This window comes from Marinobacter shengliensis, from assembly GCF_030297115.1.
Lineage (GTDB): Bacteria > Pseudomonadota > Gammaproteobacteria > Pseudomonadales > Oleiphilaceae > Marinobacter > Marinobacter shengliensis.
Genome location: NZ_AP028062.1, coordinates 3,788,333 through 3,802,256, shown reverse-complemented (window position 1 = coordinate 3,802,256; position 13,924 = coordinate 3,788,333). Strand labels below are relative to the sequence as shown.

The following is a 13,924-nucleotide window of genomic DNA, read 5'->3' as shown; positions in this document are numbered from 1 at the left end:
ACGCTTGTTGAGAATGCGTCGGCTTAACGATAACCAATAGGATGCTACAAAAAGCACTCCTGTTTGTCACCAGTTTGCCTTGAAATCTCAGTATATATACTGCGATGAAACTACGATGACGTTGCTGGCCCTTTACGGATGTAAAACCGCAGTTTCACATACATAATGGCGCGGATGTGTATCTGTTATGATCCAGTCACGATAGAAACGGGTGAGAGGATGGAATGCAGTTAATTCTCGGCCTGGCCCTGGCGGCCGCCGTGTTTGTCATCTTGAAAAAATGGGGTGCCCTGTCACCGGAAGGCCAGAAAGCCGCCATATGGAAAGCGGTGCTGGTGGTGGGCGGCGCCCTGTTGTTGTTTATGGTGCTGACCGGGCGGGTCCATGTGTTGACGGCAGCGGTTGCCGCGATCATTCCGTTGCTGCGCAAGCTGCCGGCGCTGTTGAAGTTTGCCCCCCTGGTTCGCCGGGCGATGGGTGATAACGAAGGGCCAGCTCCGGGTGGAGCGTCAGGTGCCCGAGCCAATGTGGCGACTCAGGGCCCGATGACCGAACAGGAAGCTTGTGACATCCTCGGTTTAAAGCCCGGCTGCAGCCGGGAGGAAGTGACCGCGGCCCACCGGCGGCTGATGCTCAAGGTACACCCGGACCGGGGTGGTAACGATTACCTGGCGGCCAAGCTTAACGAGGCCCGGGACCTGCTGCTCGGTAAACGGGCAGCGTAATCAGGGCAGAATATCCACTTTCACGTCCACCGACTGGTTTTCAGAGCGGTTGCCGGTTACCCGGTAAGTAATGCCATCCTGGCGATGACTCTGGGACGTGCTGGTGCCACCCAGGGACACCCACTGACCGGGTTCAACCCGTCGAATGGTCATCAAGGCTTCGGTTTCATAGCCCTGGATACTGGCCGGATCTTCCTCAAACGAGACGATATTCAGCTCTACCGTCTGGTCGGATATGGCCTGGGGTGTCACGATAAAGCCGCTGCGGGTTTCTACCTGTTCGAGTATCGCCGCCGGGTTGCGCCCGCCCTGGACCGCAAACGGTATGGTGCGCACATTGCCGGAGGTGATGTGGGCGGACTGGCCATCCTGGACCACCAGTTGCCGTTCAGTGCTGGAACTGGTGCTTATGGTGCGGCGTTCGACATTGGCGCCGGCCCGGTTGTCGGAAATCGTCACGCCACCGCCGGACTGCTTGCCGCCGATGTCCTGCCGGTAGCGAACGCTGATACGCATCTGCACGGGTGGTACGTCGATGGATTCAATCAGCATGCCAATCTCATCCAGCAATCCCGGCTCACCACGAACCACCAGTTGCTGTCCCCGGGCGGAGACTGAGACGGGAGCCTGCTGATAGAGTTCTTTAATCTGGTTGGCAACGTCAGCAGAGGTGCGGTTGTTGAGCTGGTAAACGCGAGACTCCTGGGCGAGGGCAAGGGTTGAAAACAGGGCAAACACCAGTGCCAACAGGCTGGTTGTGATGGAGTGGGTCGTGCGTTCAGTCATCGGGGCCTCCGGAGCCGTTACACATACCCGCCAAAAATATTCCGGATTGCGGGTTGCCAATCTGAAAACCGCGGGGTTATAGTGAAAAGCATGAAGACCACACACGCAGCCTGTCAATTGAATGTTTTGAAAGCTTTCGGTGAGAAACTGAAGGCCGCAGGTTCTGCTGTGTATTTTTGGTGGTTTGGTTATGGCTTTTATTTTAGCCAGAGCCCGGGCCGCCCGTAAGATCTTCATCGACCGAATTTTAACGAGGAAGGCAGCCCGGCAAGCAACCCAGGCTGCCACCGGACTCCAAAAAGCCCCGACTGGTAGCCCAGCCGGGGCTTTTTTGATTCTGACACAGGGAAACGGGAACACAGACATGAACATGCCGCTGAAATCCGAAACGCTGGGCGAGCAAATCGCAAGTGCCTGCCAGCACCGACAGGAAGCCACACTGCCCACCGCGGGCGAGTTGCGCCAGCAGTTTTCTGCCGGTGAGCACCTGGTTCGTGCCATTGCCAGTTACCGTGAGCAGATCCGCGCCGTACTGCACGGTCAGGACGACCGAACCCTGATTGTGATGGGTCCGTGTTCGATTCACGATGAACAGGCCGCCCTGGATTACGCTACCCGTCTGAAAACCCTGACGGACGAGGTGAGTGATCGCTTCCTGATAGTAATGCGCGCCTACCTGGAAAAACCACGCACCACGGTGGGTTGGAAAGGCCTTTTATACGATCCCGAGCGCACCGGCCAGGGCGACCTGAAGCAGGGCCTGGAACGTTCCCGCAAGCTGTTGCTGGCGCTCTCTGAGCTGGGTTTGCCGCTGGCGACGGAAGCCCTGAGCCCGTTCATGATGGATTACCTGGGTGACCTGGTGAGCTGGACCGCCATCGGTGCCCGCACCACCGAATCCCAGATCCACCGGGAAATGGTCAGCGGCCTGCCCATGCCCACCGGCTTCAAGAACGGTACCGATGGCGGCATTACCGTGGCCAGCCATGCCATGAAGTCTGCCTCGCACCCACACCACCATATGGGTATTTCCCATAACGGCGCGCCGGTGATGATCTCTACCTCCGGTAACCCGGACACCCACCTGGTGCTCCGCGGTGGCCGGGGCGTGACCAATTACGATGAGTTGAGCATCGCTAAGGCGGTGGCGGAACTGGAGAAAGCCGGCTTGTCGACGGCAGTGATGGTGGACTGCAGCCACGACAACGCCTGCAAACAGGCTGAGCGGCAAGTGGATATCGCCCGGGAGGTGATGGCCCAGAAGCGCAGCGGCAACCGGCACATCAAGGGGCTGATGCTGGAGAGCTTCCTGGAATTCGGCAGGCAGGATGACGGTGAAGAGCTGATCTACGGCTGCTCGATTACCGATCCGTGCCTGGGCTGGGAGCAGACGGAGGCTCTGATCCGCTCACTGTAGACAGCAACAGCTGCCCGGCCAGCAGCACCAGGATGCCCCCCATGGCCCGGTCGAGCCAGTGTCCGAACCGGTTGAAACCCCGGCGGACACGGGGGTGGGTAAAGAATATCGCGACCAGGGCAAACCAGAGGCCGGTGGCGAAAGCCATATAAAGGCCGTAGCCCGCCTGCAGCAGCACCGGGGTGCCGGGGTTAATGATGACCGAGAATAGAGATACGAAAAACAATGTGGCCTTGGGGTTCAGCACGTTGGTCAGGAAGCCGAGCCGGAACGCCGCCCAACCGGTTTGCTCGTTGCTACCCCTGGCATCCACATGAATGCCGCCGGGTTTTGCTCGCAGGCAATGCCAGGCAATCCACAACAGGTACAGGGCACCCACCACCTTCAGTACGGTGAACAGCATCACCGACTGCTGAATAATGAAACCAATGCCCAACAACGAATAACCCACATGCAGCAAGATACCAATGCCAATGCCGGTTGCGCTCAGCAAGGCATTACGTCGGGACTGGGTGAGCGCCTGGCGCAAAACGATCGCGAAATCCGGGCCCGGGCTTGCCACCGCAAGTAAGTGAACCAGTGCCACCGTCATAAATTCCAGCCAGTAATTCTGCACCTGAGATCTCCGGGTATAGTCATTGCCAGACGAACGTACTGAAGGTAAACCTGCACACTGCTGAGGATTTTTTGCCAGCTTCACCTGTCAGGCAATGATAAGGTTTCTATACTTTCAGTTTAACTGCCGAATTCTAGCTTACCGGGAGGCAAAATGAACAAGCGTGAAGTGGATGTGGCCATTATCGGTGCCGGGACTGCCGGCATGGTGGCATACCAGCGGGTTCGTAAAGCCACCGACAATGTGGTTTTGATCGAGGGAGAACGGTACGGCACCACCTGTGCGCGGGTGGGCTGCATGCCCAGTAAACTGTTGATTGCCGCTGCTGAAAGAGCCCACGACCTGAAAACCGCCGATGAGTTCGGTGTGCTGGCGGGTGATGTACGGATTGATGGCCGGCTGGTGATGGAGCGGGTGCGGGCCGAGCGGGACAAGTTTGTGGCACCGGTGGTTCGGTCCATGGAAAAACTGCCGGAGGAACACCGATTGATGGGCCATGCCCGGTTTGTCGACAGCCACCGGCTGGTGGTTGGCGAACACACCGAAGTGCATGCCGATCGCATCATTATTGCCACCGGCTCCCGACCTAACGTGCCGGGCATCCTGAAAGAAGCCAAAGACCGGTTAATCGTTAACGACGATGTGTTTGACTGGCAGGACCTGCCGGAATCTGTAGCGGTATTCGGCCCTGGTGTCATCGGCCTGGAATTGGGCCAGGCACTGAGCCGGCTGGGCGTGCGGGTTCGGCTGTTTGGGGTCAGCGGTGGTATTGGCGGCCTGCGGGACGAGAAAATCCGTGACTATGCGAAGGGCGTGTTTGGTGAAGAACTGGCATTGAGCCTGAAGGCGGAGACTCGTCGGGTCGAGCGCACTGGTGAAGGCGTTCACATCACCTGGCTTGAGAATGGCGAGGAGCATCAGGAAACCTTTGGCTACCTGCTGGCGGCCACAGGCCGTCGCCCCAATGTGGATAACCTGGATATCCAGAATGCCGGCATTGAACTGAATGACCGGGGCATGCCGGAGTTTGATCCCTTCACACTGTGCTGTGGCGACAGCCATATTTTTATTGCCGGTGATGTGAATAACCACCGGCCCTTACTGCATGAGGCGGCAGATGAAGGCCGTATCGCCGGGGAGAACGCCGCGGCCTGGCCCGATGTACGCACCGGCTTGCGCAAGACGCCGTTGGCCGTGGTGTTCTCTGACCCACAGATTGCCTCGGTCGGGCTGACCATTCATCAGGTGGACGAGAAGTGTCAGGGTTGCTTTGCAATCGGGGAGGTCAGCTTTGAGGACCAGGGCCGTAGCAAAGTGATTGGCAGGAATCGCGGTTTGCTGCGTGTGTATGGTGAGCATGGCAGCGGCTTGTTCATGGGCGCGGAAATGTTCGGGCCGGCGGCGGAACACATTGCCCACCTGTTGGCCTGGTGTGCCCAGAAGCGAATGACCGTCAGTGAAATGCTCGAAATGCCTTTCTACCACCCGGTGATTGAAGAAGGGTTGAGGACCGCCCTGAAAAACCTCAACAGAAACCTCAGGCTGGGGCCGGAACCCGCTGAGGGTTGTATGGATTGCGGGCCTGGTGTCTGAGCTGGCCCGCTTCTGTTATATCCGTAATTGATCTGAATCAGCCGTTTCAGGGCGTGTTGTGCCGTACGATCAAGGGCCTGGCGGTTGCATTTCGCTGATACCGTGCCCATATCTTCTCATGGAAGAAGTAGGCAACGGTGTTGATGGTCGGCTCAACCATGGCGATCAGGCTGCCGATCAGAATGTCGCCGGTCAGCAGATAGGCTACGGAGAACGCCACTACGAAGTGCGTGATTGCAAAGGTGATGGTTTTTAACAGTGACTGGTCACCGTTGGCACTGTGGTTGTGAACGAACAGTTTCAGTGCGCTCATGATCAACTCCGTTTTCGTAGGGTCTATGGGTGTATTGAAGACCAAACGAGAATTATTTCCAAATAGATCTTGTGATTATCGTCGATAGCATCGGCCTATGGGTTTCTGGTTTTTGATATAATCTTATGCTATCGCAAGTATTGAAGAACTAAACTTCAGCTATAGCCGACGACTGAGTAGAGTGGTTGGCAGATAAACCCAAAACGCGAATCAGGAGGTTCAATATGGGTAAGAACTTTATTGGTCTGGATACGGAAAAGACCCAGAAACTGGCAGACTCGCTTAATGAGTTGCTGTCCAACTACCAGATTTTTTACATGAACGTTCGTGGCTATCACTGGAACATCAAGGGCGACAATTTCTTTGAGCTGCACGCCAAGTTTGAAGAACTGTATGATGACCTGTTGCTGAAGATTGATGAGATCGCCGAGCGTGTTCTGACCTTGGGCCACCGCCCGGCGCACGCTTACAGCACCTACATCGAGAAGTCCGATGTGCCCGAGCGTAAGGATGTGTCTGATGGCAAAGAAGCCGTGGGCAACATCGTAGAGAGCTTCGGGAAACTGATCGCCAAGCAGCGTGATCTGCTGAATCTGGCCGGCGAGGCTCAAGACGAAGGCACCGTTGCCCTGATGAGTGACTACATCTCCCAGCAGGAAAAAACGGTGTGGATGTACCGGAGTTACCTTGGCCAGTAAGTTGTCATAACACGGCCGAATGGGCACATGGTGGCATCAGGCCGCCATGCGCCTTTCATTAATATGTCATTGTCCTGTCTTATTTCCTTCCCGATCCTGTAACAGCGGTGAAATAGGTTTCTTTGCTACCGAGTTAGTTTTCTAACAAAGCAAAGGAGCGTTCCGTGCAAAACCCAAAAACCATTTTCAAACCATCACTGTTGGCTATCAGTGTCTCGGCTGTCTTGCTGAGCGGCTGCCTGTCATCCGATAACGACAGTACGCCGCCAGTAGAGGCACCCCCTGCAGTCACCGGCCTGACCCTCGAATTCGTAGGTCGCTATAGCTCTGGTGTATTTGGTGAAAGTGCCGCAGAGATAACGGCGTTTGACTCTGCCAGCCGCAGAGCGTTTGTGGTGAACGCTCTGGAAGGATCGCTGAACGTGCTGGATATGAGTGACCCATCAACACCAACGCTGATTGATACCCTGACGGTTGGTGACATTGCTGATAATGCGGTTGTTAACAGTGTCGCGGTCCGGAACGGACTCGTTGCCGTCGCGATCGAGTCTTCACCGAAGACAGAGCCGGGATTCGCTGCCATATACGATGCTGCGACGCTGTCCCTGCGCGGCTTTGTAGAGGTTGGTGCTCAGCCGGATATGCTAACGTTCACGCCTGATGGCAAATACCTTTTGGTCGCCAATGAGGGCGAACCGAGTGACGACTACCAGATTGATCCGGAAGGCTCTGTTTCAGTCATTGATGTGACTGACCCTGACAACCTGCAGGTCAGAACGGCAGATTTTACCGCCTTCAATAGCCAGAGAGCGCAGCTGGTGGCGGATGGTGTTCGGGTATTTGGTCCGGGTGCCAGTGTCGCCCAGGATATGGAGCCGGAGTACATCACAGTGAACGCCGACAGCACCACTGCATGGGTGGCGTTGCAGGAGAACAACGCACTCGCGAAAGTGGACATCGCCTCGGCCACCATCACTGAGATCCTGCCGCTGGGCTACAAGGATCATGGTGCTGAAGGTCAGGGTCTGGATGCCAGCGATAGTAACGATGCCATCGACATCAAACCCTGGCCGGGGATTCTCGGTATGTACCATCCGGATGCCATCGCCAGCTTCAGCAGCAACGGCGAGACATACATCCTGACCGCCAACGAGGGCGATGCCCGGGCCTGGGGTGAGGATAACCCAGCCTATTGGGGGCCTGAAGATTCGGAAGACCCTGCCTTTGGTGGTGATGCCAATCAGGGCTTTGTCGAGGAAATACGATTCAAGCACTTGTTCCACAGGAACGGTTTTGAGCGCCGCCTGGGCGATGACATGCCGCCACAGCTCTACGATCTGGCCAAGGGGGCGCTGCTGAACCCTGAGGTGTTCGACTACTGCGGCGCCAGTGCCGGTGAGCCGGGCGGCTGCCGGGAAGATGAACAGTTGGGCCGCCTCACCGTGACCTGGACCATGGGCTACCGCACCGATGAAAACGGTGACCCCGTGATGTTCAACACCGCCGGTGTTGAGGACCCTGCAGGTGACCGCCTGATGTATGACGCGGTTTACGCTTTTGGTGGCCGTTCCATGGCGATCTGGTCGGCTGATGGTGATCTGGTGTGGGATTCCGGCGACATGGTTGAGCAGTATCTGGCCACTGATGCCTGCCTTGCCGGGTCGCAGCGAGATATCCCCTGTGCTGAGTTCTTCAACTCGAACCACAGTGCCGGTGATTCGTTCCTGAACCGTTCGGATAACAAGGGGCCAGAGCCGGAAGCGGTAACAGCGGCCACCTTTGGTGACCGCACGTTCGCCTTCCTCGGTCTTGAACGTATGGGTGGTGTCATGGTGTTTGACATCACCAATCCGCAGTCGCCGTCGATTGTGGACTACCTCAACACCCGAGAGGAATGGGTGTTGGACCCGGAAACCAACCTGGCTATCGCCGGTGACCTGGGGATTGAGGACATCACTGTGATACCCGCGAACCAGTCACCAAATGGCGACGTGCTCTTGCTTACCGGTAATGAAGTGAGTGGCACAACTGCTGTGTATAAGGTGGTCCTGCAATACGCCGAGTAATCCGCCAAAGCAGTCTGTTAAAACAACCCCGCCGTGAGGCGGGGTTTGTCTTTGTGCATCGCAACCCTTTGCTGAAAGTCAGGTTTCACACAACTGACATATATAGTTAACAAATCGTTCATAAACCATCGCCATAGTGACATCACGAAATTCAACACCGATCAAGAATGATCACTGATGGAGAAGAACGTAATGAAAAAGCAATTGCTGGCACTGGCTATCGGTTCCATGGTTGTCGCGCCGTCTGTGGCGATGGCTGACAAGGGCCCGACTGTTTACGGTAAAGTGAACGTTTCTTACGAAAACTTTGATAATGGCACCGACGACGCATGGCGTCTGCAGAGCAACTCTTCACGCATCGGTGTCAAGGGTGATCTGGATCTTGACGTTGAGAACCTGAAAGCGATCTACCAGGCTGAATTCCAGATCGCCGTAGACGACGGTGACAACAGCGGCCAGACTTTCAGCCAGCGTAATATCTTCGGTGGTTTCCAGCACAAGCAGCTGGGTACCCTGAAAGCTGGTAAATTCGATACCCCGTTCAAGGTTTCCCAGGGCAAGATTGATCAGTTCGGCGACCTGGAAGGTGATATCAACAAGATCGTTCGTGGCGACGTGCGCGCCAACAACATCGTTCAGTACACCACTCCGAAGCTGGCTGATGCCTTCAGTGTGAACCTGGCACTGATCCCGGGTGAGGCCGCTGGTACTGATCGTGACGGCGTTGCCGACAGCATCTCTTCCTCTCTGGTATTCGACAACGGCTCTATCTACGCTTCTATCGGTTATGACTCAGAAGTGAGCACTACCCTGAACGACCTGGGCAGCTCAACTCTGGTTGATGCTTTCCACATCGCCGCCAAAGCCAACATCCAGAACTTCGAACTCGGCGCCCTGTTCCAGCAGTCCGAGAACAGCGATTCCATCGGTGGCATGGACTATGAAGACACCACCTACATCGTCAGTGCAGCCGTCAAGCTGGACCGCTGGAAGCTGAAAGCCCAGTACGGTATGACTGATCTGGATACGTCTGATGACGACCTGACCCTGATGGCTGTCGGCGCAGACTACAAGGTTGGCAAGAGCAGCAAAGTGTTCGGTTACTACGCCAATGTTGAAGCGGACAAGGGTGCTAAAGACGACACCACTTTCGGTATCGGTTTCGAGCACAACTTCTCCATGTAATACCCATTTCATGTAGCGTCACTTCGCCGGGCCCCGCAAGGGCCCGGCTTTTTGCGTTTCAGCCGACGGCTTTCAGGGTAGGCACATCCTGATGCAGGAACCATTTCTCCGTCACTACCTTTCGGGTAAACCAGTGCGAGCGCATCAATGTGCTGGCGAGGGGCTGCTTCAGCCATTCCGGTAGTTCCCAGCCAGCTGCCGGTTCACTGGCACGGTTGCCAAAGCGTTCTGCAATGCGCTCACCGTAGCGCTGTAGCGCGGCGGCAGAAAAGTCGGGGGCGTGAAGAATCACGTCCGCCGCCATCAAGGCAGATTCAATGGCAGGGCGGATACCCTCACCGCTCTGGGTGTAAGCCAGGCCTGCTGCATCTCCGATCAGTAGTACGCCGTCGTCTACCAGTGGCCGATCGGCATGGGCGTACAGCAGGTAGGCATGGCCTTTGAATCGCCCCGGCAGGTCCGCGGGTATTCGCCCTTCGTGCTTCATATCGTCCACGAATGCCTCCAGGTGATCCGTTAGCCTGTGGTTGTCTTCCCGCCCCAGGCCAATGTTCAGGAAATTACCTTTGCGGAATACCCAGGCATAACCCTTGAGATCCCGGCAGAACCAGAGCTCCGGGGTATCCCCCCGGGCTTCGCAGGTGCTGGCCTGTTCCGGTGTCATCTCGAATTCGACTTCCTTGGCGGCCACCACCGTTTCGTGTTTGCCGGGGCCATTGCCCAGCAGCTTGGCAACCGGGCAGAAGTGTCCCCCGGCACCGACTAATAGCGGAGCCTGCCATTGTTCGTTGATGGTCCAGTTGCCGTTGCTGCGCACGATGGATTTGACCGTTGTGCCCAGTTGTTTGGCACAGGTTGCACGGTTCAGCAGAAAGGCATCGAACTCACAACGGCGGATGCCGTAGCTGACGATACCCTGGTGATCATTTTCCACCGCAGGCTGGTCCATCATGCCGATGCGGAAACGACGAATGGGCTGCAGGGTCCGGCCATGGCCGTAATCGTCCGGATCGATGTCCAGGCTGTCCATCACGGCCGGCGTTACCCAGCCGGCGCAGGTTTTATCACGCGGGAAGTCGGCTTTGTCGATGACCAGCACATTTTTGCCTGCATTCTCCAAGGACCGCGCCAGCGTCGCACCCGCCGGGCCGGCACCTACGATAATCGCGTCGTAGTATTCCATCAACTGCCCTCCGGTGTTGCTGGGAAGGCATACAGGTCCTGCCGGCTCTGGGGCAACTGATTGTTATCACCATGGGTGAACACCACTTGGAACAGCTGCAGCGACCCGGCCCGGAATGCCGCAATCGAGCCCGCCAGATAAAGCCGCCAGGCGCGGGTGAAGTGTTCGTCGTACATCTCGGTCACGCGCTCGGCATTGGCCTCGAAGCGCTCCGTCCAGTGGCTCAGGGTCTGGGCATAGTGCAGCCGCAGGTTCTCCACATCCAGCACCGAGAAGTCGCCGTGCTCACAGATTTCCATAAACTCGCCGATACTGGGAGGGTAGGCGCCGGGAAAGATCCGCTTCTCTATCCAGGCATTCATCAGCATGGGCCGGTTGCGCCCGATGCTGTGGAGCAGAGCTATGCCGTTGGGTTTCAGGCTGCGCTTGATCAGCTCCGACAGGGCTCGGTAGTTTTCCTTGCCAACGTGCTCCAGCATGCCAACAGAGACGAATGCGTCATACTGGCCGGTGATGTTGCGGTAGTCGTCCTCCACATAGGTAATAAGACCATCGAGCCCTTGGCGTTCAGATTCGGCCTGGGCGTATGCCAGTTGCTCACGGGATATGTTGTAGGAGTGAACTTTCACGCCGTAGTTGCGGGCCATATAACGGGCCAGGCCGCCCCAGCCACAGCCGGCTTCCACCACCGTCATGCCTGGCTTCAGGCGCAGCTTCCGGCACACGTGCTCCAGCTTGGCCAGTTGTGCCTGCTCCAGCGTATTACCGGGGTGTTCGTAATAGGCACAGGTGTACTGCATTTCTGCGCTGTCCAGCCAGAGCTGGTAAAACTCGTTGCCCAGGTCGTAGTGGTGATGAATGTTTTCCTTGGCCTCGGAAATGCCGGTTGCTCTGGGGTTGTGATTCTTCCAAAGCGCATCCAGCCATTTTGGCCATTTCTGTCGGGCGGCGTGGACTGATCGGTAAAGGCTTTCCATCAGATCAGGCAGGTCGCCATCGATCTCCAGGCGGCCAGCGCTGTACAGATCGCCGAAGGCGAGGTTGGGGTTGGCAACGAGGGAGTAGAGTGCCTTGTGATCCTTCAGGTGCAGGGTGAAGCGGGCGGGCCCTTGCTCTGGCTCGATGACCTCGCCATTCCATAGCTGGAAGCGTATGGCGGGTGAGCCGGCCATTCGCATCAACTTGGCGATCAGCCAGCGTTCATAGCTGTGTGGTTCGCGATCAGCCTGACTGTTTTCCACTGGCAGGCTAAGAACATGTGCTTTGGTGTTGCTGTCAGAATAGTCCGTCTTTGGAGCTGTGCCCTGTGCCATGAAACTTCTCTCCCTTCGCGTTAATTCTCCGGCGTTTTCCCGAATGCATCACTGAGAGTCGCGTTTCTGACTTAGTATAGAAAATGATCAGGGTTTGTCAGGTTTGGGGGCAAAAAGGACAGGAGGCAGGGGCGGGTTGCATACCCGACCCTGCCTGAAAGGTCAGTAGGTGGAGCTCATGCCGAACCATTCCGGGAAGATGACGATCAGCGCCAGCACCAGAATCTGGATCAGTATGAATGGCACAATGCCTTTGTAGATATCGATCGTTCGGACATTCGGTGGTGCCACCCCTTTAAGGTAGAACAGTGAGAACCCGAAGGGTGGTGTCAGGAAACTGGTTTGCAGGTTCATGGCCACCAGAATGGCAAACCACAGCATGTTGATGCCCAGCGCTTCCGCCACCGGCGCCAGGATGGGCACGATGATGAACGAAATCTCCACGAAGTCGATGAAGAAGCCGAGAATCAGGATGACCAGCATGGCCAGAATGATGAAGCCCCACTGCTCGCCCGGCAGCATCAGCAGCCACTCTTCAAGCAGGTAGTCGCCACCGGTGTAACTGAACACCATCGAGAATGCCGTGGCCCCAATCAGAATGGCAAAGACCATGGCGGTCACGCTGACCGTGTCCTTTGCCGCATCCCAGACCATCTTGAACGAGAACTGCCGGTAGATCAGCGCCAGTACCACCGCGCCGATACCGCCCAGGGCTGAAGACTCAGTGGGGGTGGCAATGCCGGTGAAGATGGAGCCAAGCACCACGATGATTAATGCAAGCGGAGGGATAATTGCCAGCAGGGCATCGCGTATCTCTTTGCCCCGGCTAATGCTGTCGTCATCCTTGGGCATTGCAGGTGCGGTCTGCGGCTTTAACCGGGTAAGGATAAGTATGTAAACAATGTACAGGCCGATAAGAAGCACACCAGGTCCCACGGCAGCCCTGAACAGGTCGCCAACGGGCAGCCCCAGTACATCACCTAGAATGATCAGAATGATGGAGGGGGGAACTATCTGCCCCAGGGTGCCAGAAGCGCAAATCGTGCCGGTTGCCAGCCGTTTGTCGTATTTGTGCGCAAGCATGACCGGCAGAGAAATCAGGCCCATAGCCACCACGCTGGCGCCCACCACACCGGTCGAAGCGGCCAGCAGCGCGCCAACAAGAATGGTGGAAATGGCCAAACCACCCGGCAAACCGCCAAACAGGCGACCCATGGAGGTGAGCAGTTGCTCAGCCAATTTGGTGCGTTGCAGCACCACCCCCATAAAAATGAACAAGGGCACCGCCATCAGTACCGTATTCTGCATCACGCTCATGATGCGGTACGGCATGAAAGCAAACAGGTCCATGCCCTCGGCATAGATACCGAACACCAGAGCCACACCACCAAACGTAAAGGCCACGGGGAAACCGAACATCAGCATGATCAGGGCCACGCCGAACATAATCATACCGATCATGCCAGGCCTCCCGCGCTATGCTCGCCCACGTATTCCTTCTCGCCCGCCAGCACCCGAATGGCATAGGTCACCATATTCAGGCCGGCGGTCGCCATGAATACGGCACTCAATGGTATCACCGCTTTGATCACCCAGCGGTGAGGCAGGCCACCTGGGTCACCACTGCCTTCGCCCATCTGGTAGGAATCCAGGGCGAAGCTGTAACCGTAACGGCCGATCAGGTAGGCAAAGGGAATGACAAAAATCAGCGCACCCAGAATATTGACCCAGGCCTTGGTCTTGTTACTCCAGCGGGTATAGAACACGTCTACCCGAACGTGGCCATCCGTGCGCAGGGCGTAGGGAATACCCAGCAGAAAAACCACGGAATACAGATGCCATTCCATTTCCTGCATGGCGATGGACACATCGTTGAAGACGTAACGGGCAACGACATCGTAGAAAACGTTCACGGCCATCAGGATCATGGCCAGGCAGGCAATCACGCCGCACAGTTTCGAGAGCCAGGCCAGGCTCTTGTCGAGTTTGATTATCCAGTACATGGAACTTCGTCCTCCGCAAAGCGGAT

At 56.7% G+C, this 13,924-nt stretch carries 13 protein-coding genes; 6 read left to right on the top strand and 7 right to left on the bottom strand.

Annotated features, from left to right (window positions below; genetic code table 11):
* The first annotated feature begins 224 nt into the window (after positions 1-224).
* On the top strand, positions 225-725 hold the full coding sequence (locus tag QUE75_RS17475) for a DnaJ domain-containing protein (RefSeq protein WP_061330758.1): 501 nt from the start codon (positions 225-227) through the stop codon (positions 723-725).
* Here the strand turns inward: QUE75_RS17475 and QUE75_RS17470 are convergent, their stop codons facing one another.
* A complete protein-coding gene (locus QUE75_RS17470; RefSeq protein WP_286252066.1) occupies positions 726-1,511 on the bottom strand; it encodes a secretin N-terminal domain-containing protein in 786 nt (261 codons plus the stop codon).
* 364 nt (positions 1,512-1,875) lie between these two features.
* Here QUE75_RS17470 and QUE75_RS17465 point away from each other — a divergent pair, with 364 nt between their 5' ends.
* Positions 1,876-2,928 carry a 3-deoxy-7-phosphoheptulonate synthase gene (locus tag QUE75_RS17465; RefSeq protein WP_286252064.1) on the top strand — a complete coding sequence of 351 codons (1,053 nt, stop codon included), beginning with the start codon at positions 1,876-1,878 and terminating at the stop codon, positions 2,926-2,928.
* On the opposite strand, the gene QUE75_RS17460 is transcribed toward QUE75_RS17465, so the two are convergent.
* On the bottom strand, positions 2,873-3,544 hold the full coding sequence (locus QUE75_RS17460; protein ID WP_082780480.1) for a LysE family translocator: 672 nt from the start codon (positions 3,542-3,544) through the stop codon (positions 2,873-2,875). The two genes, QUE75_RS17465 and QUE75_RS17460, sit on opposite strands and share 56 nt — an antisense overlap.
* 153 nt (positions 3,545-3,697) lie before the next feature.
* Here QUE75_RS17460 and QUE75_RS17455 point away from each other — a divergent pair, with 153 nt between their 5' ends.
* Positions 3,698-5,137 carry a dihydrolipoyl dehydrogenase gene (locus tag QUE75_RS17455; protein WP_286252061.1) on the top strand — a complete coding sequence of 480 codons (1,440 nt, stop codon included), beginning with the start codon at positions 3,698-3,700 and terminating at the stop codon, positions 5,135-5,137.
* A gap of 46 nt (positions 5,138-5,183) precedes the next feature.
* On the opposite strand, the gene QUE75_RS17450 is transcribed toward QUE75_RS17455, so the two are convergent.
* Positions 5,184-5,450 (bottom strand): DUF2061 domain-containing protein, encoded by a 267-nt coding sequence (locus tag QUE75_RS17450; protein ID WP_197463799.1) that lies wholly within the window; start codon positions 5,448-5,450, stop codon positions 5,184-5,186.
* Positions 5,451-5,674: 224 nt separating this feature from the next.
* Here QUE75_RS17450 and QUE75_RS17445 point away from each other — a divergent pair, with 224 nt between their 5' ends.
* From QUE75_RS17445 to QUE75_RS17435, 3 genes are all read left to right on the top strand, one after another.
* Positions 5,675-6,148, top strand: a complete 474-nt coding sequence (locus QUE75_RS17445; RefSeq protein WP_072676187.1) for a Dps family protein — start codon at positions 5,675-5,677, stop codon at positions 6,146-6,148.
* A gap of 164 nt (positions 6,149-6,312) precedes the next feature.
* Positions 6,313-8,214: a choice-of-anchor I family protein gene (locus QUE75_RS17440; protein ID WP_286252056.1), complete on the top strand. Its 1,902-nt coding sequence runs from the start codon at positions 6,313-6,315 to the stop codon at positions 8,212-8,214.
* 192 nt (positions 8,215-8,406) lie between these two features.
* On the top strand, positions 8,407-9,399 hold the full coding sequence (locus QUE75_RS17435) for a porin (protein WP_106693910.1): 993 nt from the start codon (positions 8,407-8,409) through the stop codon (positions 9,397-9,399).
* A gap of 58 nt (positions 9,400-9,457) precedes the next feature.
* On the opposite strand, the gene QUE75_RS17430 is transcribed toward QUE75_RS17435, so the two are convergent.
* The 4 genes from QUE75_RS17430 to QUE75_RS17415 form a co-directional block, all read right to left on the bottom strand.
* A complete protein-coding gene (locus tag QUE75_RS17430) occupies positions 9,458-10,582 on the bottom strand; it encodes an NAD(P)/FAD-dependent oxidoreductase (RefSeq protein ID WP_286252053.1) in 1,125 nt (374 codons plus the stop codon).
* Positions 10,582-11,895: an SAM-dependent methyltransferase gene (locus QUE75_RS17425; RefSeq protein WP_286252051.1), complete on the bottom strand. Its 1,314-nt coding sequence runs from the start codon at positions 11,893-11,895 to the stop codon at positions 10,582-10,584. The genes QUE75_RS17430 and QUE75_RS17425 overlap by 1 nt, the downstream gene beginning before the upstream one ends.
* A 162-nt stretch (positions 11,896-12,057) precedes the next feature.
* A complete protein-coding gene (locus QUE75_RS17420) occupies positions 12,058-13,356 on the bottom strand; it encodes a TRAP transporter large permease (RefSeq protein WP_061330750.1) in 1,299 nt (432 codons plus the stop codon).
* The gene (locus QUE75_RS17415) at positions 13,353-13,898 is read right to left on the bottom strand and encodes a TRAP transporter small permease subunit (protein ID WP_106693907.1); all 546 of its coding nucleotides are present in this window, start codon (positions 13,896-13,898) and stop codon (positions 13,353-13,355) included. The genes QUE75_RS17420 and QUE75_RS17415 overlap by 4 nt, the downstream gene beginning before the upstream one ends.
* Positions 13,899-13,924: the final 26 nt, after the last annotated feature.

Bases quoted from the DNA above. Each gene is read 5' to 3' on its own strand.
- QUE75_RS17465 (WP_286252064.1), top strand. From the start codon at position 1,876: ATGAACATGCCGCTGAAATCCGAAACGCTGGGCGAGCAAATCGCAAGT.
- QUE75_RS17430 (WP_286252053.1), bottom strand. From the start codon at position 10,582: ATGGAATACTACGACGCGATTATCGTAGGTGCCGGCCCGGCGGGTGCG.
- QUE75_RS17455 (WP_286252061.1), top strand. From the start codon at position 3,698: ATGAACAAGCGTGAAGTGGATGTGGCCATTATCGGTGCCGGGACTGCC.
- QUE75_RS17435 (WP_106693910.1), top strand. From the start codon at position 8,407: ATGAAAAAGCAATTGCTGGCACTGGCTATCGGTTCCATGGTTGTCGCG.
- QUE75_RS17450 (WP_197463799.1), bottom strand. From the start codon at position 5,450: ATGAGCGCACTGAAACTGTTCGTTCACAACCACAGTGCCAACGGTGAC.
- QUE75_RS17475 (WP_061330758.1), top strand. From the start codon at position 225: ATGCAGTTAATTCTCGGCCTGGCCCTGGCGGCCGCCGTGTTTGTCATC.
- QUE75_RS17445 (WP_072676187.1), top strand. From the start codon at position 5,675: ATGGGTAAGAACTTTATTGGTCTGGATACGGAAAAGACCCAGAAACTG.
- QUE75_RS17470 (WP_286252066.1), bottom strand. From the start codon at position 1,511: ATGACTGAACGCACGACCCACTCCATCACAACCAGCCTGTTGGCACTG.
- QUE75_RS17420 (WP_061330750.1), bottom strand. From the start codon at position 13,356: ATGATCGGTATGATTATGTTCGGCGTGGCCCTGATCATGCTGATGTTC.
- QUE75_RS17415 (WP_106693907.1), bottom strand. From the start codon at position 13,898: ATGTACTGGATAATCAAACTCGACAAGAGCCTGGCCTGGCTCTCGAAA.
- QUE75_RS17425 (WP_286252051.1), bottom strand. From the start codon at position 11,895: ATGGCACAGGGCACAGCTCCAAAGACGGACTATTCTGACAGCAACACC.